At 69.5% G+C, this 23567-nt stretch carries 22 protein-coding genes; 13 read left to right on the top strand and 9 right to left on the bottom strand.

The window, feature by feature from the left end; translation table 11 throughout:
• From ACWDOP_RS08150 to ACWDOP_RS08170, 5 genes are all read right to left on the bottom strand, one after another.
• A partial coding sequence (locus ACWDOP_RS08150; protein WP_456344492.1) for an FAD/NAD(P)-binding protein occupies window positions 1–805 on the bottom strand: 805 nt, incomplete at its 3' end.
• 37 nt (window positions 806–842) lie between these two features.
• Complete coding sequence (locus ACWDOP_RS08155) at window positions 843–1955, bottom strand: acyl-CoA dehydrogenase family protein (protein ID WP_456344493.1); 1113 nt, start codon at window positions 1953–1955, stop codon at window positions 843–845.
• 31 nt (window positions 1956–1986) lie between these two features.
• Window positions 1987–4605 (bottom strand): aminotransferase class III-fold pyridoxal phosphate-dependent enzyme, encoded by a 2619-nt coding sequence (locus ACWDOP_RS08160; protein WP_456344494.1) that lies wholly within the window; start codon window positions 4603–4605, stop codon window positions 1987–1989.
• A 25-nt stretch (window positions 4606–4630) separates the two neighbouring features.
• Window positions 4631–5671, bottom strand: coding sequence for a 3-oxoacyl-[acyl-carrier-protein] synthase III C-terminal domain-containing protein (locus ACWDOP_RS08165; RefSeq protein ID WP_456344495.1), 1041 nt, complete (start codon window positions 5669–5671; stop codon window positions 4631–4633).
• 1 nt (window position 5672) lies between these two features.
• On the bottom strand, window positions 5673–7745 hold the full coding sequence (locus tag ACWDOP_RS08170; protein WP_456344496.1) for an AMP-binding protein: 2073 nt from the start codon (window positions 7743–7745) through the stop codon (window positions 5673–5675).
• A 301-nt stretch (window positions 7746–8046) separates the two neighbouring features.
• Between ACWDOP_RS08170 and ACWDOP_RS08175 the strand changes: the two genes are divergently transcribed.
• On the top strand, window positions 8047–9582 hold the full coding sequence (locus ACWDOP_RS08175) for an amidase (RefSeq protein WP_456344497.1): 1536 nt from the start codon (window positions 8047–8049) through the stop codon (window positions 9580–9582).
• Between the two features lie 409 nt (window positions 9583–9991).
• On the opposite strand, the gene ACWDOP_RS08180 is transcribed toward ACWDOP_RS08175, so the two are convergent.
• Window positions 9992–11155 carry a PucR family transcriptional regulator gene (locus ACWDOP_RS08180; RefSeq protein WP_456344498.1) on the bottom strand — a complete coding sequence of 388 codons (1164 nt, stop codon included), beginning with the start codon at window positions 11153–11155 and terminating at the stop codon, window positions 9992–9994.
• Between the two features lie 193 nt (window positions 11156–11348).
• On the bottom strand, window positions 11349–11552 hold the full coding sequence (locus tag ACWDOP_RS08185; RefSeq protein WP_456344499.1) for a hypothetical protein: 204 nt from the start codon (window positions 11550–11552) through the stop codon (window positions 11349–11351).
• Between the two features lie 25 nt (window positions 11553–11577).
• Between ACWDOP_RS08185 and ACWDOP_RS08190 the strand changes: the two genes are divergently transcribed.
• Both ACWDOP_RS08190 and ACWDOP_RS08195 read left to right on the top strand, forming a co-directional pair.
• The gene (locus ACWDOP_RS08190) at window positions 11578–12075 is read left to right on the top strand and encodes a CGNR zinc finger domain-containing protein (protein ID WP_456344500.1); all 498 of its coding nucleotides are present in this window, start codon (window positions 11578–11580) and stop codon (window positions 12073–12075) included.
• Window positions 12076–12194: 119 nt separating this feature from the next.
• Window positions 12195–13091 (top strand): NAD-dependent epimerase/dehydratase family protein, encoded by an 897-nt coding sequence (locus tag ACWDOP_RS08195; protein WP_456344501.1) that lies wholly within the window; start codon window positions 12195–12197, stop codon window positions 13089–13091.
• A 44-nt stretch (window positions 13092–13135) separates the two neighbouring features.
• Here the strand turns inward: ACWDOP_RS08195 and ACWDOP_RS08200 are convergent, their stop codons facing one another.
• Entirely contained in the window at window positions 13136–13423 is a 288-nt protein-coding gene (locus tag ACWDOP_RS08200) for a YciI family protein (RefSeq protein WP_454204071.1), read from the bottom strand.
• A gap of 46 nt (window positions 13424–13469) precedes the next feature.
• Window positions 13470–14012 carry an amino-acid N-acetyltransferase gene (locus ACWDOP_RS08205; RefSeq protein ID WP_454204072.1) on the bottom strand — a complete coding sequence of 181 codons (543 nt, stop codon included), beginning with the start codon at window positions 14010–14012 and terminating at the stop codon, window positions 13470–13472.
• Window positions 14013–14131: 119 nt separating this feature from the next.
• On the opposite strand from ACWDOP_RS08205, the gene pgsA reads away from it, so the two are divergent.
• The 10 genes from pgsA (at window position 14132) to ACWDOP_RS08255 (ending at window position 23504) form a co-directional block, all read left to right on the top strand.
• Window positions 14132–14809 (top strand): CDP-diacylglycerol--glycerol-3-phosphate 3-phosphatidyltransferase, encoded by a 678-nt coding sequence (gene pgsA / locus ACWDOP_RS08210; protein WP_456344502.1) that lies wholly within the window; start codon window positions 14132–14134, stop codon window positions 14807–14809.
• Window positions 14799–15326, top strand: coding sequence for a CinA family protein (locus ACWDOP_RS08215; protein WP_456344503.1), 528 nt, complete (start codon window positions 14799–14801; stop codon window positions 15324–15326). The genes pgsA and ACWDOP_RS08215 overlap by 11 nt, the downstream gene beginning before the upstream one ends.
• 82 nt (window positions 15327–15408) lie before the next feature.
• Window positions 15409–15888, top strand: a complete 480-nt coding sequence (locus ACWDOP_RS08220) for a helix-turn-helix domain-containing protein (protein ID WP_456344504.1) — start codon at window positions 15409–15411, stop codon at window positions 15886–15888.
• A 183-nt stretch (window positions 15889–16071) separates the two neighbouring features.
• Entirely contained in the window at window positions 16072–16887 is an 816-nt protein-coding gene (locus tag ACWDOP_RS08225) for a PspA/IM30 family protein (RefSeq protein ID WP_454204076.1), read from the top strand.
• 654 nt (window positions 16888–17541) lie between these two features.
• The gene (pspM, locus tag ACWDOP_RS08230; RefSeq protein ID WP_456344505.1) at window positions 17542–18516 is read left to right on the top strand and encodes a phage shock envelope stress response protein PspM; all 975 of its coding nucleotides are present in this window, start codon (window positions 17542–17544) and stop codon (window positions 18514–18516) included.
• 231 nt (window positions 18517–18747) lie between these two features.
• On the top strand, window positions 18748–18924 hold the full coding sequence (locus ACWDOP_RS08235; RefSeq protein ID WP_454204078.1) for a hypothetical protein: 177 nt from the start codon (window positions 18748–18750) through the stop codon (window positions 18922–18924).
• A 121-nt stretch (window positions 18925–19045) separates the two neighbouring features.
• On the top strand, window positions 19046–19987 hold the full coding sequence (locus tag ACWDOP_RS08240; RefSeq protein WP_456344506.1) for a quinone oxidoreductase family protein: 942 nt from the start codon (window positions 19046–19048) through the stop codon (window positions 19985–19987).
• 176 nt (window positions 19988–20163) lie between these two features.
• Window positions 20164–21258, top strand: coding sequence for a sugar ABC transporter substrate-binding protein (locus tag ACWDOP_RS08245; protein ID WP_456344507.1), 1095 nt, complete (start codon window positions 20164–20166; stop codon window positions 21256–21258).
• 36 nt (window positions 21259–21294) lie between these two features.
• Complete coding sequence (locus ACWDOP_RS08250) at window positions 21295–22068, top strand: ATP-binding cassette domain-containing protein (RefSeq protein ID WP_454204081.1); 774 nt, start codon at window positions 21295–21297, stop codon at window positions 22066–22068.
• Window positions 22065–23504 carry a sugar ABC transporter permease gene (locus ACWDOP_RS08255; protein ID WP_456344508.1) on the top strand — a complete coding sequence of 480 codons (1440 nt, stop codon included), beginning with the start codon at window positions 22065–22067 and terminating at the stop codon, window positions 23502–23504. Before ACWDOP_RS08250 ends, ACWDOP_RS08255 begins: the two co-directional genes overlap by 4 nt.
• Window positions 23505–23567: the final 63 nt, after the last annotated feature.

Consider the following 23567-nt stretch of genomic DNA (forward strand, 5'->3'; position numbering starts at 1 on the left):
CCTCGATATCGGCCATGAGCGCCCGCCCGAAGTCGTCGAGCCGCAACGCGCCGGCCGCCGCGGCCCGTCCCATGCACGCCTCGATGTGCGGGGTGGGCGCGGTGGTCTCCGGGCCGCGCAGCCGGGGCAGGCGGCCCGATCGCGACGCCAGCAGCACCGGGCCGGTGTGCCCGCGCGCGGCCAGCGTCAGGGCGATGTCGACGGCGGTGAGCCGGGTGCCCAGCACCGCGACCCGGGCGTCGCTCGCGATCTCCGGCAGTTGCCACGGATCGGTGAAATATCCTGCCGCACCGGCGATCCCGGGATACGGGTCCCCCTGCGGCAGCATGCCTATCCCGACGACGACGCGGTGCGCGTCGAAGCCCTGCCCGCTCGCGCACTCCACCCGCCAGCGGGCGCCGGTTCCGGTCCGCACCCCGACCGCCTCGTCGGTGATGACGTCGACAACGACCCCGGCCGCCGTCGCCTCCTTCACCGCCCGGTCGAACATGTCGCGCACGTAGCGGCCGAACCAGTACCGGGCCGGGAACTCGGTGACCGACTCGCCCGCGGCCGCGGCCTGTTCGGAGACCCAGCGGTCGTACTCCTCCGGATCACCCAGGTTCAGACTGGATTTCGCGGCCCGGGTGTTGATCAGATGGGTCGGCTCCGGCGAACCGAACGGCAACTGCGGGGCCGCCGGATCCCGGTCGATGACGACATAGCGCGATCCGGGCGGCATGGCGGGCAGCAGGTGCCGTGCCAGCGCGGTGCCGGTGGGCCCGCGCCCGATCTGGACGACCGCGCTCCCGACGTCGATGGTCATGGGCTGTGCACCTCGATCCTGTTCTGCGACAGCGGCGTCAGGCGACGATCAGCGGCTCGCCGGCCACGAATCGGTCCAGCGGCTCGGCGATGTTCATGCGCGCCGGCGGATGGAAGGCCAGGGCCCGGCAGCCGGTGTAGAGGTGCGCGGAGTCGCCGGTCATGAAGGCGATGCCGCCGAGCAGCTCGGTCGCCAGCGCCGAGGTGCGCTCGATCACCCGCTGGGTGGCGAAGCGCAGGTGCAGCGCACGCGCCACGGTGGCGGGATCGACAGCGCCCCCGTCGATGTCGGCGGCCACCGACTCGATGGCGGCCATGGCCGTGTCCAGATCGCCGACCATGGTCATCCGGTCCGCGGCGGTGCCCTTGCGGCCGTCCAGGACCCGCTCGACCAGCCCGCCGGCCATGCCGAGGTAGCAGGAGGACACCAGCACGCTGAAGGTCAGCCAGGCCGCGCTGAGCGCGTCGTTGAGGGTGTCGTCGGCGCCGCCGAAGAACGAGACGGCCTCGTCGGCGACCTCGACATCGGTGAGGACCACCTCGTGGGTCTCCGAGCCGGGGAAGATCGCGGTGCCGGGCAGCGGACGCACCTCGACACCGGGCGAGGCGGCCGGAATGACCGCCAGCGCAAGCTGATCCGCGTCGGCGCCGTCCGGGCGCAGGCGCACGCTCGCGGTCAGGATGTCCATGGACTTGGACAGGCTGCACGGCTTCTTGCTGCCGCTGATCCGCCAGCCGCCCGCCACGCGTTCGCCGTGCAGCGTCGGGGTGACGACGCTCGCCCCCGGAATCCCCTCGGCGAAGGCCGACGCCAGGTACAGCCGGGCCTGGGCGACCATGTCCAGCATCATGTCGCCCGCCGGGCCGGGCGGCATGGCGGCGACCGTGCACGAGTGCATGTTCACCGCGATGGCGAGCGAGGGCGACCGCGCGCCCAGCGCCCGGTGCACCCGGGCGGCCTCGACCAGATTCGCGCCGCTACCACCGCGTTCGGCGGTAATGAGCAGACCGGTGCCGCCCGCGTCGCGGAACAGCGCCAGGGCCGGGGTGTCGGCCGATTCCAGCAGATCCAGCGGCATGCCGGCGAGCTTGGCATCCAGTCCGGGGAGGAAACGCTCGGTTGTCTCGCGTTCTCTGACCATGAAGTTCATTGCGTTCCTTGGGAAGTCAGGTGGTTGCGGGTCAGATGACGAAGAGCTGATCGGCGAGCATCTCGTCGAGGCTCTTCTCGAACGCGTGCGCCACCTGGTCGAGATCCTCGATGGTGTGCGCGGCGCTGATCAGGAAGCTGTGCAGTTCCGGCAGGTACACCTGGTGCTTGCGCATGTAGTACGCCAGCGCGATCGTGGCCTTGAAGTTGCTGCCCGCCATACGCTCTCGGTACAGCCCGGCCTCTCGATGGCTGAAATTGAGCGAGAAGATCGAATTGCGGGCATTGATGCGGCAGGCGATCTCACGCTGCGCGGCGGCCTCGCGCATCAGATCCGCCAGGCGCCCGGTGTTCTCGTCCAGCGTGGCGTAGATGTGCTGGTTGTCGCGCAGGTACCGCAGCGCGCCCAGGCCGGCCGCACAGGTGAGCGAGTTGCCGCTCAGCGTGCCGCCCGCGAACACCTTGTTCTCGTAGTCGTAGTACGGATCCTGCGAGCTCTTGGCCATATCGATGAAGCGCGCCTCGCCGATCACCGCGCCGCACGGCAGCCCGCCGCCGATCACCTTGCCCAGGGCCGTCAGGTCGGGGTGGATGTCGGCCATGACCTGCACGCCGCCGTAGGCGACCCGGAAGCCCGAGACCACCTCGTCGAAGATCAGCGGAATGCCGAGTTCGGTGCACAGCCGCCGCAATTCGACCAGGAAGTCGCGGTGCAGGGCGACCACCGAGGTGGGCATGGGCTCGAGCAGGACGCAGGCCAGTTCGTGGGCGTGCTCGCGCAGCCGGGACAGCCCCGCGATGTCGCCGTACTGCAGCACAACGGTATTGGCCACCGCGCCGGGGTCGACGCCCTGCGATCCGGCCACCGGATCGGGCCGGTCCTTGTCGCCGGCGAAGCGGAACCACGAGCTGACCATGCCCTGATCGGAGAAGCCGTGGTAGTGGCCCTCGAACTTGGCGACCATGTTCTTGCGCCGGTAGCCGCGGCACATGCGAATGGCGAACTGGATCGCCTCGGTACCCGAATTGCACAGCAGCGCTTTGTCCGCCGCTGGGAAGGCGTCCACCAGCAGTTCGGCCAGCTCGATCTCGGCGCGATTGCCGATGCCGTTGACCAGGCCGCGCGCGGTGCCCTCGGTGATGGCGGTGTTGATCGCCGGATGCGCGTACCCGAGCAGGTGCGGGCCGTAGCCGCCGGACAGGTCGATGTACTGGTTGCCGTCGTAGTCGGTGACACTGCCGCCGGCCGCCTCGGCCACGAACACCGGGAACCCGCTCGGGAAGAAGTACCGGTCGATGTGCGTCGGCGCCACGAGCGAATCGCGGGCGCGGTCACGCAGTTCCAGCGAGGCGGGCATCTGCCGTTCGAAGTCGACGGCGAAACGCCGCTCCACCTCCGCGTTCATGTACGGCGAGTACCGGTCGGTGAACTTGCGGGCATTGGCCCAGATGTCGATATCCGGATCGATCTGGGTGGCGAAGCCCTCGCACGACAGGAAGACCAGCTCGACCTTCGTGAAATTGGTGGTGTAGCGCGAATCGTACTGACGCAGAATGGCATTCACGTCGTTGAAGTACGAGATGGTCGACCACTGACTGGAGCTGATGTCGAAGTGGAACTTCAGGACCTCGGCCATTTGCGCGTCGTAGGCGGCGCGTTCACGCTCGAGCTTGTCCCCGGCGATGACGAAGTACCGCGTGAAGCGGTCGATCGCGATGTCCCATTCCTTGCGGGTGCACGCGTAGTAGAACGACGACAGCCCCCACTTCTCGTCCTCGGTCAGCTCCACCGTCACGCCGTAGTCCAGCAGCACGAGCTTGCCGTCGGGGGTGAACAGCACATTGCCCGGATGCGGGTCGCCGTGACAGACCCCGTGCATGTACAGCATGGTGTAGATGACGTCCTGGAGCCGGCGCGCCAGCTGGTCGTCCGGGAAATCGACGGTGCGCGAGAGCTTTCCGGGAATGCCCTCCATGAACTCCATAACCAGCATGCGCGGCGTGACCAGCTCCGGGATCACCGAAGGGACCAGCACATAGGGGTGGGACTTGAAGTTCCGGTGGATCCGCTGCTGCTGACGGGCCTCGTAGGTCATGTCGGCCTGCGGCCGCAGCAACCGCGCCACCTCCGCGAAGCGCTCGGGCAGGCCCAGCTCGCGCACCTGCGGGGTCACCCGGTGCACGAGCTTCACCAGCGAGCCGATCGCGGTGAGGCTCTGATCGATCTGCTCGGGCACGGTGTTCTTGACCAGCTTGACCGCGACCTTGCGACCGTCGGGCAGCGTGCCGATGTGCACCTGTGCCACCGAGGCGCTGGCGATCGGGACCAGATCGATGGAACTGAAGGTGGATTCGAGCGGCCCGCGCAATTCCCGCTCCAGCGCCGCGCGCGATTCCTCCGGGCTCATATGGGGCGCCTGGTCCTGCAGCACCCGCAGGGTGTCGACCCAGGAGGGCGGCAGCAGATCCGAACGGGTGGCCGCGATCTGGCCCATCTTGATGTAGATGGGCCCCATGCGCAGCAGGAACGCCAGGATGGCGTCGGCGCGCCGCTGCTCGGCGCCGACGTCCTTGCGCAGAATCGACGCCACCGAGTACTCGGCGGCCCCCAGCGCCGTGCACGCGGTCGCCTTGGCTAGATGTCGCAACACTGAAATCACCTGATCCGATCGCGTGTCAGAAGACGAAAGTGAAGGCGCCGAAGGACATTCCGGCACTGCCGACCCAGCCGACGGCCCGATCACCGGGCCGGACCAGGCCCTGCTCCAGCGCCGAGGCGATGGCCGCGGGCACCGACGCGGAAACCACGTTGCCGGTCCGGTCGAAGACGTGGTGGATGGCCGAGCCCAGACCGACCTTGTCGGCCATGCCCTGCCAGTAGCGCTTGCTGGAGGCGTGCGTGAACAGCGCCTTCACCTCGTCCACGGGCGGGTCGAGCCGTTCGAACACCTCGAAGCCGTCGTCGGCGTGCTCGTGCATCTCGAAGCCGTAGGAGGTGAAGAAGCCGACGCCGTTCGCGGCCAGCTTGTCCGACGGATCGCAGAAGCCCTCGTAGCCCTCGAGGGTCACGTTGCACAGCGGCGCGAGATCGGGCCGCGACGCGAAACGGAACTCCCACGGCTCGTGGTCCTCGGCGGTGAGCACGGTGGCGGTGGCCGCCTCGCCCAGGGTGTAGGCGGGGAAGATCGACTCCAGCGCCTCGACCTTCGGAATATGGAACAGATGCGGGAACACCACGCCGCCCGAGCGCAGATTGAACTCGGCGTTCACGATCAGCGCGGTGCGGTACTGCCCGCTGCGGAACAGGGATTCGGTGACCTGCACCGCCCGCGTCCAGCTCATACAGGCATCCAGGATGTCGAAACAGTGCGCGTTGTCCAGCCCCATCGCCGCGGCGGAGTGGTACGCCCCGCCCGGTTCGATGAAGCCGCGGCCGATGCCGGTGTAGATCAGCAGATCCACGTCTTCGCGCCGCACCTCGGCCTGTTCGAGGGCGGTGCTCGTGGCCGCTCGCAGCAGGTCGATCGGGCGTTCGCCCTCGTCCAGCCACCGGCGCGATTCCGAGCCGGCGTATTTGAGGTAGTACTCAACCTTGCGCAGGGCGTCGTCGAGATCGCCGGTGAACCCGGCCGCGCTGTGCTCGGCGATGAGGGCGGTGATGTCGGCGTTGGTCACCGTGCGCGAGGGCAGACCGGCGACGGCGGATTTGAGTCTCATGTCAGCGCACTCCCACCGCGGAATCGGTGGCGGGCGCGGTGATGTGCGCGGCGATCGCCTCGATCATCTCGGCGACGGACGGCGCGTCCCACATGAGCTCGGGCGGGAAGCGCTTGCCGGACCAGGACTCCAAGTGTTCGTGCAGGGTCATCTGGTCCAGGGAGGCCAGCCCGAGCTCGGCGAGGGAACGGGACTCGTCGAGTTCGGTGTCACCCGGGTGCTCGGCGAACCATTCCCGCGTCGCGGCCAGCAGCCCCTGCTGCACGAGAACGCGCATCGAGGGCATCCCGGTGGGGCCGGATTCGGTTGTGGTGGTACTGGTTTCGGCGACAGTGGTGGTTTCCGAAGCCATGTCGGCCTCCCATCGGTAGACCTCGCTGAGCGCACCCGCGAGGTAGTCGGTTCGACATTGCTGCCGGCGGAGCTTGCCGCTGGTGGTCCGGGGCACCGTGCCCTCGGTGATGAGCACGATCGCGCTCGGCGCGATGCCGTGCGTGCGTGCGACGGCGTCGTGGACGGTCGCGACCAGACGTTCGGGGTCGAGATCCTCGGCGCGTGGCTCCGCGGCCAACACCAGGCTCTCCTGGCCGGCGCGTTCGACCGCGAACGCGAGAACGGCCCCGGCGCGCAGGGATTCGTCGCAGTTCACCACCGTGGCCTCGAGATCCTCGAGGTAGTAGTTGACGCCGTTGACGATCATCAGGTTCTTGATGCGACCGCAGATGTAGAGCTCGCCCCGGTGGAAGAAGCCCAGATCGCCGGTGCGCAGGTAGGTGCGATCGTCCTCGGCCCCGGTGATGCGAGCGCGGAAGACCGCGGCGCTCTCGGAGTCCCTGTTCCAGTACCCGGGCGCGACGATCGGTCCGCTGGCCCAGATCTCACCGATCTCGCCGTCCGGCACCCGCACACCGGATTCCGGTGTGACGATGGCGATTTCGGTGGGCAGCGTGGTGGTTCCGCAGGCGACGAGTTCGGTCGCGGGCGACATGCCGCCCGGCACCACCTTGCGCCGGCCCAGCGCCTCGTTGTCGAAACGGGTCGCGACGTAGGGCGCGGCCGAGGTGCCCGAGGCCAATTTCAGGGTGGCCTCGGCCAATCCGTAGCCGGGGGTCACCGCGGTGGGCGGCAGACCGTGCGGCGCGAACGTCTCCTGGAAGCGGTCGAGCGTCGCCCTGCGCACCGGCTCGGCGCCATTGCTGACCATGCGCCAGGAGCTCAGGTCGAGCGCGGCGCGTTGCTCCGGGGTGGTTTTCTCCGAGCACAGGTCGAACGCGAAATTCGGTGAGCCACTGTGTGTTCCGCGATAGGCGGTTACCGCGTCGAGCCAGCGGATCGGATTCTTGACGAAAGTGGCGGGTGCCATCAGTACGGCTCGGATGCCGCTGTATACGGGCAGCAGCACGCCGCTGACCTGCCCGAAGTCATGGAAATGTGGCAGCCAGGAGACCACCGTGCTGTCGGTGTCGATGCCCCAGGTGTACGCCAGTTCCGCGCACTGCTGGAGCATCATCCGATGCGTGATGATGACGCCCTTCGGGGCCGACGTGGAACCCGACGTGTATTGCAGATAGGCGATATCGAAAACGCGCGGAGTGAATTCGGAGATTGAATCCGGTGCGGCCTCGAAAGAATCCGAAGAAATTCTCGGAAGGCTCTCGAGATAGGTTTCGCCCGGTGCTTCGCGCATTCTGGACAGTGTCGCCGATGTGCTGATCACCACGCTCGCCGCACAGTCGCGCGCCACTTCGTCGATGTGATCCAAGCGTGCGCGTTGCGGTGGAAAAAGTGGTACTGCGATCACGCCGGCATACAGGCAGGCGTAGAACGAGATGACATATTCCAGTCCCGGCGGATGCAGCAGCAGCGCTCGATCGCCGGGTGAATATGTGCTGCTCAAGTGGGTTGCCAGCGCCTTTGCGCGCAGGTCGAGTTCGCGATAGGTGAGCGCTTCGGACGCACGGCCCCCGTCGTCGAGAAATTCGAATGCTGCTTTCTCGCCATTCGTGGTGGCACGGTCGCCCAGCAGCTCGATCCAGTTTTCGAATGCGGCGGACTGAATTGACGCTGAATTCATCGACTACTACTCCCGTTGGTCCCCCCAAACGGAACTGAAGACTTCGCCACGAAGATGCACTGCTGCGTCGGAGATGCAATGTGGGGCTTGAAATCCGAAGCCGACGTTAGACGAGGCGGAGGGGCCCGTCAACCGATGGAATTTAAATTCGAAAATATGACATCCATGTTAACTGGACGCGGAAACCCCCGCTACGCTGCGGGTTTAGTGAATCCGAAGTGCTTGTGTTGCAACATATTCGACCAGTATTAACCTGAATACCCTTCATCTTCAGCATGTTTCAGCGATAGCGTGTGTGAGCATGTCCGATTTCTGTGACTCAGACCTTGTCCTGCTGCCCGCCGCCGAGCTCGCACAGCGGATCCGCGGCCGGCGGGTGTCGCCGGTGGAGGTGGTCGAGGCGTACCTCGCGCGCATCGACGCGGTGAACCCGGATCTCAACGCCTACGTCAGCGTCGCGGCCGACACCGCGCGCGAGGACGCGAAGACGGCCGAGCGTGAGCTGAGCGAAGGCCGGCTGCGCGGGCCGCTGCACGGCGTCCCGATCGCCATCAAGGATCTGTTCGACTTCCAGCGGGGCGTGCCGAACACGTTCGGCGTCAAGGAGTTCGCCGGCTATCTCCCCGAGGAGACCGCCCCGCACGTCCAGCGGCTGCAGCGGCTCGGCGCGATCATCCTCGGCAAGACGAACACCCCGGAATTCGGGCACAAGGCCACCACCGACAACCGGCTGTTCGGGCCGACCAGCACACCGTTCGTGACCGGTCACAACGCGGGCGGCTCCTCGGGCGGCAGCGCCGCGGCGGTGGCCGCCGGGCTGTGCGCGCTGGCGCAGGGCTCCGACGGCGGCGGCTCCGTGCGCATCCCGGCCGCGCTGTGCGGCGTGGTCGGGCTCAAGCCCAGCTACGGCCTGCTGGCCGGTGTGGTCCGGCCCGACGCGTTCTTCGCCTTCAATCCGTTCATGGGCAACGGCCCGCTGACCCGCACGGTGGAAGACTGCGTGCTCATGTTCGAGGCCATGGCCGGCTTCGACGCCCGCGATCCCGGCAGCGTGCCGCTCCCGGCGCGGTCCTACCGCGAGGCCCTGTTCGCTCCGGCCGCGGGCCTGCGCGTCGCCTATCTACCCACCCTGGGCGGCTTTCCGGTGGCCGCCGACGTCGCCGCCGTCGTCGAGACCGCCGCGCGCACCCTCGAATCCGCGGGCGTCGTCGTCGAACAACCCGCCTTCACCCTGCCCGCCGCGCACACCGAGGTCACCGATCTGTGGCTGCGCTATACCGGCTCGGCGATGATCGGCCTCATCGAGACCTTCCGCGACTCCGGCCTCGATCTGCGCGCGGTGTCCTGGGAGAACCTGCCGCCGCAGCTGCGCGCCGCCGCCGACCGCGCCGAATCCTTCTCCGTCGCCGACACCCGGCGCGATCAGTTCCTGCGCACCGCGATCTTCGACGCGCTGGCCGCGGTCCTGGAGAACTACGACGCGATCATCACCCCCACGACGGGCGTGGCCGCCGTGCCCAACGCCGCCGACGGCTGGACCGTCGGCCCGGCCGAGATCGACGGCGAGGCCGTGGACCCCGTCCTGGGCTGGTGCCTGACGCACCCGTTCAATTACACCGGCGGCCCGGCCATCTCGGTTCCGGCGGGCCTCACCCCCGACGGGTTCCCGGTCGGCCTCCAGATCGCGAGCCGCCGCTTCCGCGACGACACGGTCCTCACCCTGGCCGCGGCGTTCGAGCGCATCGCCCCGTGGCACGACCGGCTGCGGTTCCCCCGCTGGGACTCGAACGGCACCGGGCTCACTGTGGCTCCGTCCTTACGTGCCGGTGCCGCATGAGGATTCGGGCGGATTCGCCTCGCCCGGTGACGCCCCGCGCGGGCGCGACGGCGCCGCTGATCGAATCGGCGACGGCGCCCGTTCGAACGCCCCGCGATCCACCGCTCGGTGCCCCGCGTACCCAACTCGGTGCGATGCCTGCCGCCAACTCCCGTGGCATCTCCCGCGGTCGCCGCAGGTAGACGGGCAAGGCGGTCATCGGCCACCCGCAGTGGCGTCGGCGGGGCGCAACCGCATCCGGATCGATGGGATGCCCTGTCTATCAAGGGTGATCGGGCCTTGTCGGGGACGGGACACCGCGTCCCCGGGCGCGATCGGACGACACGGTTCCCACGGGGCGCTCGGCCTGACAATGGTGCGGGGTCTCGCGCCTCGATGGCATGTCCGCTTCGCCAACGGGCCGGAAAGCTCAGGGGCGCAGGGCCGCCCGCCGGTGCTTGATCGCCCACCACACCCGCAGGGCGGTGTTCGCGGACTTCAGGTCTATCCCCGCGAGCTCCTCGAACCGGCCGATCCGGTAGCGAATCGTATTGGGGTGCAGCCCGAGCCGCTCGGCCGTCGTCTCGAACCGCATGCCCGTGTCGAGGAAGGACTCGGTCGTCTCGATCAGAGTTCGTGCCTGCTCGGCGTCACCCAGCGGGTCGAGGTAGCGGCGGGTGAGTTCGGTTCCCACGTCGGTGTCGGCGATGACCGCGGTCAGCAACCCGGCGCGTTCGAGATCGATCGGGCCGTCCAGGTCGAAGGCGCGGGCGGTCGCCAGCAGGCGACCGGCGAGCCGGAAGGAATGGTCCAACTCGCTCAGCCGGGCCGGCGGGCCGTAGCCGACGCGGTCCTCGAACTCGAACAGGGCCGTGCCGCCGCGGAATCCGGCGACGTCGCCGTCGATGGTGGTGGTGAACACCGGCGCGCCCGGGGTCGCGCGCGACCGATGCCGCAGCTCGGCGTCGACGACGGGGTGAGCTGAGGCGTGCGCCCGGAACGCCCGGTACTCGGCCTGGAGATCCAGCCCGTACTGCTGTGCGCGAATGCGCAGATCGGCGGGTGTCAGCGTGCCGAGCAGCAGGCCGCGCGTGAACTCCGCGCGCGCCTGGTGGTCGCGCCGGGTCAGGTCCAGTTCGACGTCGTGATGGCCGCTGGTGTACGCGTGGGTGGCCTCGTCGATGATGTCCAGCAGATCGTGGGTGAGCTCGAGCAGGGTGCGGTCCGATGCCCGGCACGCGCGTCCGGCGGCGGTGAGTTCGGCGCGGGCCCGGATCAGCGCGATCCGCCATCCGGTCTGCACGTCGATCAGCGAAATGCCCTGTCTGGCACGGACTTCGCCGTACTTCCGCAGGTTCCGCACATCGTCGGCGGTCAACGCGCCGATCCCGCTCAACGCGGTGAGTATGCGATCGACGATGGCGGTGGTGTCGCCAGTGATCGTGGTCTCGGACAGCGCCGCATAGGCGGGCAGGCGTTCGCGGGTCGTCTGCGCGATCGCCGCGGCGATCGCGTCGGTGCGCGCGGTCATTCGGGCGACGACTCGGGCGCGCTCGCCGGCGGCGCGGGGGGAGGGCCGACTCTGCTCGCTCAACTCGGTGGATCCTTCGGGCGGTCGGAGCGGTCGGCGACCGGCGGGGCCCGAGTTCGATCCGTCTCCATGGTCTGAGGGCGGTTGCCTTCAGATGCTGGAAACTTACAGCACGCGGTCGCGACCCCGCCGTCGGTCCGTGGCCGTCACGCCGATCGGCGTAGCGCGGGCCGGCGTCCGCGCTCTCGGCCTGGATCTATGCCGATGTCGCGTCGCGCGACGGCTCGCACGCGTTCGGCAGGGCCGTGTCGGCGATGCTGCTGCGGCCCGCGGTGGCTAGTAGAGCGTCGTGTTCCTCGATCAGCCACTTGCCGCAGACGCACCGCAGGTAGCGGACGCTGCCGTGGGTGGACACGAGGGTCGGGTCGGGCCAGGAGCAGGACGGGCAGGTGGCGGTCATGAGGCCACTCTGATGTAATGGTCTAGTGCATTTCAACCCTTACGGCGGGGCCGCGGTGGAACTGGCCGTCCGGCTGGTGAACGCGCCACCGGAACGGGACCTGAGCGACCTGCTGCGGGAGTCCGACTACCGGCCGTTCGTGCCGGTGACGCCCGCGCAGGACGCCGAACTCCGGAGCTGGATCCGGGAACTGGACGCCGTGTTCCGCGCCCCCTCGGTCGACCTGCTGAACGCGCTGCTGGCCAAAACCACCAGCCGGCCCTACATCTCCACGCACGACGGCAGAAGCCCGCACCTGCACTACTCGCAGGAGACCGCGCCCGTCGACGAACGCGTCAAGGCGTACACCGCCTTCGGCCTCGCCGCGCTCTTCTGCGAGGCGCCCACCCGCATCGGCTGCTGCGCCCGCCCGGGCTGCGCGATCGTCTTCGTCGACACCTCCCGAAACGGCAGGCGCCGTTACTGTTCCACCCGCTGCGCCACCCAGGTGCACGTCGCCGACCACCGCCGCCGCGCGTCCTGAGCAGGGTCGCGGCCACTCGCCCGCGCGGGCTCGGGACTCGGCTCGGTCGATCCTGCCGCGCATCGGCTTCGAACCGACCCGGCAGAGGCGGGACCGCTCGCGCCTGGAAGGGTTGAGGCGTGCGAATTCTGGTGACCGGCGCGGCGGGATATCTGGGGCGCGAGGTCGTGCGAGCGCTCGCCGGCGCCGGGCATACGCCGATCGCGATGACGCGGGCCGAGCCGGTGGCGATCGCCGGCGCGGCCGAGACGCGGTACGCGGACCTGGCGGATCGGGCCGCGCTCCGGGCGGCCGTCGATGGTGTCGACGCGGTGTGTCATCTGGCCGGGCTGGCCCGCGCACGGGAGTCGGTGACCGACCCGCTGCCGTTCTTCCGGGTCAACGCCGAGGGCACCGTCGCGCTGCTGGAGGCCATGGCGGTCGCGGGCGTCGAGCGCCTGGTCTTCGCCTCCACCGGGGCCATCTACGGCACCCCGGAGCGGCAGCCCATGACCGAGGACTGTCCCGACGCGCCGCCGCACCCCTACGCGAGCAGCAAACTGGCCGCCGAATACGCGATCGAGGCGCAGGCCGGGTCCGGCGCGCTGGGCGCGATCGTGGTGCGGTTGCTCAACGTGGCCGGGGGCGACGACCCGGACCCGACGCGGCTGATACCCCGGACGCTGGCCGCCGCCCGCGAACAATCGGCGTTGCGAATCAACGGCGACGGCACCGCCGTGCGTGACTACCTGCACGTCCGGGACGCGGCCGCCGCGTTCGCGGCCTGCGCCGAACGGGTGCCGGCAGCGGGGGAGTGCATCCGCTACAACATCGGAAGCGGCCGGGGCACAAGCGTTCTCGACGTGGTTGCGGCGGTCGAGCGGGTGACCGGGCTGGCGGTGCCCGTGGTGCACGGCCCGGCCGCGCCCGAACCCGCGGCGCTGATCAGCGATCCGGCCAAGGCCCGGACCGAACTCGGCTGGTCACCCGGCCGGTCGACCATCGACGACATCATCGGGGAGATGGCGGCTCGCTGACCGCGGCGCGGACTTCCCGGCGGGTGACCCGCGTCGATACCGACCTACTCCTCCGAGAACACGCCCATGACCGGCAGCCACTCCACCGCGCGCTTGTCCTCGATCAGCCCCAGCTTGGCGAACGGATCCTGCGGCAGCAGATCGGTGACGAACTCGAGGCTCTCCGCGCGGAACAGGATCAGCGCACCCGTGCCGTCGGGGTAGGGGCCGCTGGTCAGGATGGTGCCCTGATCCACCAGGTTGTTGAGCCAGGCGCGGTGCTCGGGGCGGTTCTCCAGGCGCGCGGCGGCGGTGGCCTCGGTGTAGACGTAGTGGACGGCGAAGATCGGCACGGGTGTCGCTTTCTGGCTCGAATGAATCGGGGGTGAATCGAATAGTTCAGAGGGTCAACAGCATTCGGGTGTTGCCGAGCGTATTCGGCTTCACGAAGCTCAGGTCGAGGAATTCCGCGATGCCCTCGTCGTAGGAGCGGCACATCTCCTCGTAGACCTCGGCGGTCACCGGGGTGCCCTCGATCTCGGCGAAGCCGTGCCTGGCGAAGAAGTCCACCTCGAAGGTCAGCACGAACAGCCGCGACAGGGAGAGCTCGCGCGCGACCGCGATCAACTGCCGCACCAGCAGATGCCCGGCGCCGGTGCCCTTGATGTCGGGCCGCACCGCGACCGTGCGCACCTCGCCCAGATCCGCCCACAGCACGTGCAGCGCGCCGCAGCCGATGAGCTCGCCGTCGCGCTCGGCCACCCAGAACTCCTGGACCGACTCGTACAGGGTGACCAGGTTCTTCTCCAGCAGGATCTTGCCCGCGTAGAAGTCGATCAGCTTTTTGATACCGGGCACGTCAGAGGTTCGGGCGCGACGAACGAGCGGCGCCGAGGCCGTCGTACCGTCCGCAGAACCGCTGTGGGGTGCCCGTGTTGTCATGGGGTGCACAGTAGTCGGCCCCCGTACCGATAGGCTTGGGGTGTGTCGTACTTCCAACCCCTCCCGATACCGGATAACTCCGGGAACCATGGCCGTTGCCGCGGCCGGTGGGGGTGCTGGTGACGGTGCAGCGTGATGAGGTGGAAGGTCGCTGGGCAGATGCCGCTCCGGCGAGATCCGGATTTGCCCCGGCACCCCGGACCGAACCGGGCGCGGTAGAACCGGCGGCGGTGCCGCTGATGAACATCGCCAACGTGCTGACGGTGCTGCGCATCGTGCTGGTCCCGATCTTCCTGGCCGCGCTGTTCGCCGGCGACGGGCACGATCCGGGCTGGCGCTGGGGAGCGGCCGCGCTGTTCGGCATCGCGGCCATCACCGATCGCATCGACGGTCAGCTGGCCCGCAAATACGGCCTCGTCACCGACTTCGGCAAGCTCGCGGATCCGATCGCGGACAAGGCCCTGATCGGCGCCGCCCTCGTCGGGCTGTCCATGCTCGGTGATCTGCCCTGGTGGATGACGATCGTCATCGTGGCCCGCGAAATCGGGGTGACCCTGCTGCGGCTGGCCGTGGTGCGCCGCGGCGTGATCCCGGCCGGGCGCGGCGGCAAGCTCAAGACGCTGGTCCAGTCGGTTGCCATCGGGGTGCTGCTGCTACCCCTGTCCGGCGGGTTCGAGTCCGCCGGAATGTCTTTGATGTATCTGGCCGTCGCGCTGACCGTGGTCACGGGCCTGGACTACGTGGTGCAGGCGGCCCGGCTCTGGTTCGGTTCGCCCGGCGGCAGCCGTGCGGCCTGAGCTCGACTCGGCCTCGAATCCCGGATCGCTCGATCCACTCGCCTCCGCCGTGCCCGCCGCCGATCTGGTCGCGGCCCTGAAGTCGGCCCGGCTCACCGTCGCCACCGCGGAATCGCTCACCGCGGGGTTGCTCGCCGCCACCATCGCGGGAATTCCGGGCGCGAGCGCGGTGTTGCGGGGTGGGCTGATCGTGTACGCCACCGATCTGAAACACGACCTTGCCGGTGTGAGTACCGATACTCTCACCAGCGATGGACCGGTTGCCGCGAGTACCGCCGAACAGCTGGCCGTCGGGGCCAGACTGCGCTGCGGCGCGGATTGGGGAGTGGGGCTCACCGGCGTGGCGGGCCCCGATCCGCAGGACGGTCGCGAGGTCGGCACGGTGTTTCTCGGGCTCGCCGGTCCGGACGGCACGGAGGTCATCCGGTTGAAACTCCCGGGCGACCGGTGGACGATCAGGGTGGGCGCGGTCCGCGAGGCGATCACCGAGCTCGCCCGGAGTATTCGGGGCGGGTGAGCAAGACCGGGAACGCAAGCCCGACGCCGGACGTTGTCCAGTCAAACGCTGGGTCCGGCGAGACGAGTGTGAGGAGAACGAGATGACGCTGCTGCGAGAAGCGATCGGGGAAAGCCTGCGGCGTGCTCGTGTCGCCCAGAGCCGGACCCTGCGTGAGGTCTCCACCTCCGCGCGGGTGAGCCTGGGCTACCTTTCGGAGGTGGAACGCGGGCGCAAGGAGGCTTCCAGCGAGCTGCTGGCCGCCATCTGCCAGGCACTGGATCTGCCGCTGTCACAGGTACTTTTCGATGTGAGCGCCGCCATGGCCGACGCCGATCGGGCGCAGGGTCGCACGACCCCGGCCGAGTCGCTGTCCGCGGCCACCGCTCCGGCTCCGGCGGGCGCAGCGCGCCGGGCCGAACCGGTCGGCGCCGGCGCCAAGGCCCCCGCTGCCTCGGCGAATGCCAAGATTTCGACCGCCCGCAAGGGCATGCCGCCCCGCCGCGGGGACGGTGGTTTCGGCCCGCGCATCGTCATTCCGGCCCCCAAGTCGGACCGTCTGGTGCTGGTGGCCGCGAAGTGAACGATGTGCGCTGGAGCCGAAAGGGATAAATTCTCTGTAGGCTTCGTGCCGGAGGCGTCGCGCGGCTGCGAGTTTTCCGGTCGCCGCCGCGCAGTGGATTAGTAGGGACAACCGGGTGCGTGACGGTCGCGCACTATGTCGCGCGGCAGCGCGCGGCATGTCAGATGGAGGCGGGATCAATCGATGGCTAATCCGTTCGTGAAGGCCTGGAAGTACCTGATGGCCCTCTTCGATTCCAAGATCGAGGAGCATGCGGATCCGAAGGTTCAGATCCAGCAGGCTATCGAGGAGGCCCAGCGGCAGCATCAGGCCCTGTCGCAGCAGGCGGCGTCGGTGATCGGTAACCAGCGCCAGCTGGAGATGAAGCTGAACCGCCAGCTCGACGAGGTCGAGAAGCTCAATGCCAATGCGCGCCAGGCGGTTCTGCTGGCCGATCAGGCGTCGGGCGCGGGCGACACCGAGAAGGCGATCCAGTACACCAACGCCGCCGAGGCGTTCGCGGCGCAGCTGGTCACCGCCGAGCAGTCCGTCGAGGATCTGAAGGTGCTGCACGATCAGTCGCTGCAGGCGGCCGCGCAGGCCAAGAAGGCGGTCGAGCAGAACGCCATGCTGCTGCAGCAGAAGGTCGCCGAGCGCACCAAGCTGCTGTCCCAGCTCGAGCAGGCCAAGATGCAGGAGCAGGTGTCGGCCTCGCTGCAGCAGATGGATTCGACCCTGTCCGCCCCCGGCTCCACCCCGAGCCTGGACGCGGTGCGCGAGAAGATCGAGCGCCGCTACGCCAACGCGCTCGGTTCGGCCGAGTTGGCGCAGAACTCGGTGCAGGGCCGCATGATGGAAGTACAGCAGGCGAGCATTCAGATGGCCGGTCACAGCCGTCTGGAGCAGATCCGCGCCTCCATGCGCGGGGACGCGCTGCCCGCCGGCGGCAACCAGCAGGCCGTCCCGAACCCGGCCGCGGCGCAGCCGCAGATCAACAAGGGCCAGGCCGCCCAGCAGTAGGCAGGCGCGGCACCGAAAGGCGTTGGAGTGATGGGGAGATCGCGGGCCGGACAGGACCCCGCGGCCTCCCCTGCGCGTTTTCCCCGCCTGACCCGCACGAAGAAGGCTCCGTCCCCGATCCCCGGCTTCCCGACTCTGCTGGAAGCCAATTCGCCGGGCGCGCGCGACAGCGCCCCGCCGGCCCCGGATTCCGCGCCCGGCGCCCAGCCTCCGCCGCGCGAGGACGGCGCGCACGCCCCGGACTCCGGGCGTGCCGCCCGGTCCGTGACCGGGGACAGCGCGCCCTCGCATACGGTGCCCCTCGCGGACGCGAACACCGTTCCGGCGCACGTCGACCCCGCGCGATCGCACGCCCACCCTCCGGCTCACCCCACCGAGCCGCTCCCGAATCCGGGCGCGTCGCCGACCCGCCGCTATCCGCCCGGATTCGAAAGTTCTTCCGCCGCAACCGAGTTCGCATCCGGCCGAGCGGGCGCTGGTTCTACAGCTGTCCCGCATCGAGGTGCGCCGGGTGCTGTTCCGACCGGCACTCCGCCGGGTGAGACCCCGTGGGCGGCTGCTCACGCGCCGTCGTATTCGCCGTCGGCCGAAGGGTTCTCCGCGCCGCAGGTGTCGTTCGGCGACGTCCGGCCGCGAGCCGGGGCCGAACCCCAGATGGACCCCGCCGCCGACGCGCGGGCACGGCGTCGTCGCGGCCGGGCGGCCGATCGCGAGCGAGATGTGCCGCCGCCGCCCGGATACGGGTTCGACGCGGGTGCCGCGTCCGTGCCCGGTGACAAGGGCGGCAGGCGTGAGCGGGCCACCCGCGTCGCCCGAGACTTTCTGGCTCCCACCGGCGTCGAGCCGGAGGAACTCGCGCAGCGACTGCCCGACACCCTGCGCGGGGTGGGGGAGCAGGCGCTGGTCGCGGTGCGCAAATGGGCCGACCCGCGCGAGCGGGAACTGCGCAAGCGCAGGCGGTCGCGGCGGCGCAGCTTCCGGCTCGGCACCGCCTCGGGCCTCACCACCGCGGGAACCGTTGGACTGGTGCTCATCTCGGCCCCCGCCTGGGCCGTGATCGTGGTCGGCGGCGGCGCGGTCGCCCTGGTGACCGGTGCCGCGGTGACGACCCGCCGCTACCTGCAACTGCGCAAGGAGCCGTTGCCGCAGGCCGCCTTCATCCCCCGGAAGCTGCCGCCCGGGCGTTCGGCCGCCCGCGCCTCGATCGCCCGGCTCGTGCGCGCCGAACGTGCGCTGCACGGTCTGATCGGCCAGATCGCCAAGTCCCAGCGCCTGCTCGCCGACGACCTGACCGACACCGTCGACACCGCCGCCTCGGGTGCGGCCGCCCTGCACGCCCTGGCCGCCGACGTGGTCGCCATGGAGAACGCCGCCGGCGCCCTCGGCCCCCGCAATTCCCCACTGGGCGAGCACATCCGGGCGGTCTCGATCCGCCTGGATTCCGGCGTCGTCGAGTTCGAGGGCATGGTGGCCGCCGCCGCCCGCGTCCTCGCGGTCCCCGACAGCGCCCCTCTGGCCGACGATCTCGGCTGGGCCACCCTGCACCTCCGCGACGCCGCCGACCGCCTCGATGGCTGGGCCCAGGCCCTCACCGAGCTGGCCGACGGCCGCTTCCGCGCCGGCCCCTGATCCCCGGCGCTCGGCCCGAAGCTCTTTCACGCCCGCCATCCCGCCAAGACTCGGCGCCCGACTCCGGCCTCTCGATCCGGACCGGCGCCGGGTCAGGGGGTGTGGGTGGGAACCCTGAACTTTCCCGGATATCGGGTGTGACCTGGTGCTTTTCGATCGGGAGGCGGCCAGTATGGAGGGTGTCGGATCGCGCTGACGGCGGTTCGGAGACATCTCCGGGAGGATTCACCCATGTTGTGGAAGATCATCGGCGTCGTCGCGGTCATCTGGATCGCGCTCGCCATCATCGGTGCGCTGATCAAGGGTCTGTTCCCGATCCTCATGATCAGCCTGGTGGTGTTCGGCCTGTACCTGCTCTACAAGGCGGTGTCGGGGTCGAACGACAAGTCGCCGCTGAGCAAGTTGTAGCGCTCTGTTTGCGGTGGTCGCGCCCGCACGGCGCGCGACCGGCGAGTGGGCCGTCCGGATTTCCGGGCGGCCCACCGGTGTCCGGGGAATCGATCACCGCGCGGCGACGCTACGTTGAGGTATGACAATCGCGATCGTCGCCACCGCCTACGGTGGCCCCGAGGTACTGGCTCCGCTGGAGATCGAACTTCCCGATCCGGGACCGGGCGAAGTCACCGTCGAGATCCGCGCGGCGGGTGTGAACCCCTTCGACTACAAGCGCTACAGCGGCGCGTTCGGCACCGACTCGAGCGCCCTGCCGATCCGCCTCGGCCTGGAATCCTCGGGCGTGGTGACCGCGGCCGGTCCGGACGCGGTGGGCCCGGCCGGTCCGGTCCGGGTCGGCGACGAGGTCATCGTGCGCGGCGGCGCCTACGCCACGGCGGTGACCGTGCCCGCCGATCGGGTCGTGCCCAAGCCGCTCGAGATCGGCTGGGAGGTCGCGAGCGGTTTGCTCGCCGTCGGCGGCACCGCCGTGCATCTGCTCACCGCCACCGCCGTCGGCCCGGGCGACACCGTGCTCGTGCACGGCGCGGCGGGTAGCGTCGGCTCGCTGGCCGCGCAGCTCGCCGTGGCCCGCGGGGCCCGGGTGATCGGCACGGCCTCGGCCTCGCGGCACGAACGGCTGCGGGGCTACGGGGTCGAACCGGTCACGTACGGACCGGGTCTGGCCGATCGGGTCCGGGAGCTGGCTCCCGGGGGCGTCACCGCCGCCATCGACACCGCGGGTACCGATGAGGCGGTGGATGTTTCGCTCGAGCTGGTCGCCGATCGTTCCCGCATCGCCACCATCGTCGCGTTCGGCCGCGCCGCCGAGGCCGGCTTCCAGGCCCTGGGCGGCGGCCCCGGCGCGGATCCCGGTACCGAGATCCGGGCGGGCGCGTGGCGCGAACTCATTCCGCTGACCGCCGCCGGAAAGCTGGATCTGGTGATCAGCGCGACCTATCCGCTGGCCGAGGCCGCCGACGCGCACCGGTACGTCATCGGCGGACACGCCGGTGGAAAGGTTGTTCTGCTGCCCTGATTCGGCGAATTCCCCCGTCGGGGTGACCCCACTCGCATATGTTGTTGCCCACAACATATAGCTCGCGCACGGCCGCAATCCGGTGGCCGCCGCTCGAAAGGGTCACCCTGATGAGGTCGAAAACCCCGCTCCCACAGTTGTATCCGGGCCACCGCCGCGGCCGCCGAAAAACGGCGATGCTGGCCGTCGCCCTCACCGGATTGCTCACCCTGACCGCGTGCGGCTCCAACTCCAGCGGCGACGACGCGCCCGATTCCCCCGCCGGCGGCGGCGCCAACGGCACCGTGGGCGTCATCCTGCCCGAGACCGCCACCTCCGCCCGCTGGGAGTCCTTCGACAAGCCGATGCTCCAATCCGCTTTGCGCGCTGAGGGTTTCGACGCCGACGTGCAGAACGCGCAGGGCGACGTGCAGAAGTTCAGCACCCTCGCCGACGGCATGATCGCCAAGGGCGTCAAGGTCCTCATCATCGCCTCGATCAACAGCGAGGTGGGCGGCGCGGTGGCGGCCAAGGCCAAGCGCGCGGGCATCCCCACCATCGACTACGACCGCCTCAATCTGGGCGGATCCTCGGACTACTACGTGTCCTTCGACAACGTGCGGGTGGGTGAACTCCAGGGCCAGGCGCTGGCCGGCGCGCTGAAGGACAAGCCGGGCGCCGAGGTCGTGGAGATCGAAGGCGCGCCGACGGACAACAACGCGACTCTGTTCCATGAGGGGCAACAGAAGGCGTTGCGTCCGCTGTACGACTCGGGCGCGCTGAAACTGGTGCGCAGCCAGGCCATCGACGGCTGGGACAATCAGAAGGGCGGCAGCACCTTCGAACAGATCCTGACCGGCAACGGCGGCAAGGTCGACGGCGTGGTCGCCGCCAACGACGGCCTCGCGGGCGCGGTGATCACCGTGCTGAAGAAGAACGGTCTCAACGGCAAGGTGCCGGTCACCGGCCAGGACGCGACGGCCGACGGCCTGAAGGCGATTCTGCGCGGGGATCAGTACATGACCGTGTTCAAGCCGATCCGCGACGAGGCGGAGGCCGCCGCGAAACTCGCGGTGGCCCTGGCCAAGGGCGACACCGCGGCCGCGGATGCGCTGGCGCAGGCCGTGAGTCAGGATCCCAAGGGCAAGCGCACCGTGAAGTCGGTGCTGCTCACCCCACAGACCGTGACCCGGGCCGAGGTCAAGACCGTGACCGACGCCGGATTCGTGAAGCCCGCCGACATCTGCGGCGGTGATCTGCAGGCCGCCTGCGCCGAACTCGGCATCTCCTGAGTTCTCGGCCACCGCTCGCTGACAAGGAATGACGACGTGACCGAGCCGCTACTCCGAATCACCGGTCTGAACAAGAGTTTCGGCCCGGTGCACGTACTCCACGATGTGGCCTTCACCGTGCCGGCGGGGGAGGTGACCGCGCTGGTCGGCGACAACGGCGCGGGCAAATCCACACTCGTGAAATGCGTCGCGGGCATCCACCCGGCCGACTCCGGCGAGATTCGCTTCCGGGGTGAGCCGGTCCAGGTGAAAGCGCCGAAAGACGCTGCCGCACTGGGGATCGAGGTGGTCTACCAGGATCTGGCCCTGGCCGACAATCTCGATATCGTGGCCAACATGTTCCTCGGGCGCGAGCGCGGGAAACCGTGGCTGCTGGACGAGGCGAGTATGGAGGAGGCGGCGCGGCGCACGCTGGCCTCGCTGGGCGTGCGCACCGTGAAGTCGGTGCGCACGCCGGTGGCGGCGCTGTCCGGCGGGCAGCGCCAGACGGTGGCCATCGCCAAGGCGGTGCTGTGGAACAGCGAGCTGGTGCTGCTGGACGAGCCCACCGCCGCCCTCGGGGTGGCGCAGACCAGGCAGGTGCTGGATCTGGTGCGGCGCTTGGCCGAACAGGGTCTGGGGGTGGTGCTCATCAGTCACAATCTGGCCGATGTCTTCGAGGTGGCCGATCGCATCGCGGTGCTGTACCTGGGTCGCACGGCGGCGCAGGTGCGCACCGCGGACGTCACCCACGCCCAGGTGGTCGAACTGATCACCGCGGGGCGATCGGGTGACCTGGGCCTGGCTCGCCCTGAGGCGGTGGCGCTGTGAGCGAGCAAGCGGCGGAACGGGATTCGGTGACCGAGCGGGTGACCGAGCAGGCGGTCGCCGATTTCGGTATCGACACCACCACGCTCACCACGACCGAGGCCGTGCGCGAGTACCTCACGCGGCTGCGCGCCGGGGAGATCGGCTCGCTGCCCGCGCTGCTCGGGCTGGTGGCGCTGGTGGTCCTGTTCTCGGCCCTGTCCGATGTCTTCCTCTCGCTCAACAACATCGCCAATCTGCTCGCCCAGGGCGCGGGTCAGACGATCATCGCCATCGGCATCGTGTTCGTCCTGCTCATCGGCGAGATCGACCTGTCGGCGGGCACCGCGTCCGGGGTGGCGGGGGCGGTGCTGGCCATGCACTACGTGGAGAACGGAAACCTGCTCGCGGGCATGGGAAACACCGTGTTCTTCCTGTTCATCGCCATGCTGCTGCTCGCGGCCCTGCTGGCCGGGCTGCTGCGGATCTGGCCCGGGGTCGCGTTCTCGCTGCTCGGGGTTCTGATCACGGTGCTCGGCCTGGCGGCCAACCCGTGGGTGGAGATGCTGCTCGCGGTGTGCGTCGGCGTCGGAATCGGTTGTATCACAGGATTTCTCATCGCCAGGATCGGCATGCCGTCCTTCGTGGTCACCCTCGCGCTGTTCCTGACCTGGCAGGGCGTCATCCTGCAACTCATCGGCGAGGGCGGGGTGCTCGGCATTAGCTCCTCACCCGTGCTGGACAAGGTGGCCAACGGCAATCTGTCCACGGCGGGCAGCTGGGCGCTGTGCGTGCTCGCGGCCGGGGGCTACGCGGCGGTGACCCTGGGCGGTCAGCTGCTGCGCCGGCGGCGCGGCCTGGTCACCCCGCCCACCCCGCTGGTGGCCGCAAAGGTAGTGGCGCTGTGCGTGTTCGCGGTCGGGGTGACGGCGCTGCTCACCATGAACCGCTCACCGAGCACGCTGATCGAGATCTCCGGCGTGCCCTACGTGGTGCCGATCGTGCTCGCCCTGCTGGTGGCGGGTACCTACGTGCTCACCCGCACCACCTACGGCCGGCACATCTACGCCGTCGGCGGCAACGCCGAGGCAGCGCGCCGCGCCGGCATCAACGTGACCCGTTTGCGGGCAAGCGTTTTCGTCATCTGTTCGGCGTGCGCCGCCGTCGGCGCGATCGTGTATTCGTCCAAGGTGGGTTCGGTGGACCCGCAGGCGGGCGGGCTCAACACCCTGCTGTTCGCGGTCGGCGCGGCCGTGATCGGTGGCACCTCGCTGTTCGGCGGCAAGGGCCGGGTGGCCGACGCGGTGATCGGCGGCGCGGTGCTGGCGGTGGTCTCCAACGGCCTCGGGCTGCTGAGCCAGCCCGCTGCGGTGGTGTCCATCGTGACCGGTCTGGTGCTGCTGCTGGCCGCGACCGTCGACGCCCTCTCGCGCAGGCGCGCCGCGGTCGCGACCCGATGAGGGCGGGCGTACCCGAACCGGGCGGTGCCGTCGCGGCCCGCGCGGTAGTGGTATTGCTTTCTC

It is taken from the genome of Nocardia sp. NPDC003693, assembly GCF_053981095.1.

What these genes read in the sequence shown, in the direction of transcription:
- ACWDOP_RS08240 (WP_456344506.1), top strand. Translation starts at nt 19,046, where the DNA reads ATGACAATCGCGATCGTCGCCACCGCCTACGGTGGCCCCGAGGTACTG.
- pspM (WP_456344505.1), top strand. Translation starts at nt 17,542, where the DNA reads ATGGACCCCGCCGCCGACGCGCGGGCACGGCGTCGTCGCGGCCGGGCG.
- ACWDOP_RS08220 (WP_456344504.1), top strand. Translation starts at nt 15,409, where the DNA reads ATGACGCTGCTGCGAGAAGCGATCGGGGAAAGCCTGCGGCGTGCTCGT.
- ACWDOP_RS08205 (WP_454204072.1), bottom strand. Translation starts at nt 14,012, where the DNA reads ATGACAACACGGGCACCCCACAGCGGTTCTGCGGACGGTACGACGGCC.
- ACWDOP_RS08225 (WP_454204076.1), top strand. Translation starts at nt 16,072, where the DNA reads ATGGCTAATCCGTTCGTGAAGGCCTGGAAGTACCTGATGGCCCTCTTC.
- ACWDOP_RS08165 (WP_456344495.1), bottom strand. Translation starts at nt 5,671, where the DNA reads ATGAGACTCAAATCCGCCGTCGCCGGTCTGCCCTCGCGCACGGTGACC.
- ACWDOP_RS08235 (WP_454204078.1), top strand. Translation starts at nt 18,748, where the DNA reads ATGTTGTGGAAGATCATCGGCGTCGTCGCGGTCATCTGGATCGCGCTC.
- ACWDOP_RS08175 (WP_456344497.1), top strand. Translation starts at nt 8,047, where the DNA reads ATGTCCGATTTCTGTGACTCAGACCTTGTCCTGCTGCCCGCCGCCGAG.
- ACWDOP_RS08245 (WP_456344507.1), top strand. Translation starts at nt 20,164, where the DNA reads ATGCTGGCCGTCGCCCTCACCGGATTGCTCACCCTGACCGCGTGCGGC.
- ACWDOP_RS08155 (WP_456344493.1), bottom strand. Translation starts at nt 1,955, where the DNA reads ATGAACTTCATGGTCAGAGAACGCGAGACAACCGAGCGTTTCCTCCCC.
- ACWDOP_RS08185 (WP_456344499.1), bottom strand. Translation starts at nt 11,552, where the DNA reads ATGACCGCCACCTGCCCGTCCTGCTCCTGGCCCGACCCGACCCTCGTG.
- ACWDOP_RS08170 (WP_456344496.1), bottom strand. Translation starts at nt 7,745, where the DNA reads ATGAATTCAGCGTCAATTCAGTCCGCCGCATTCGAAAACTGGATCGAG.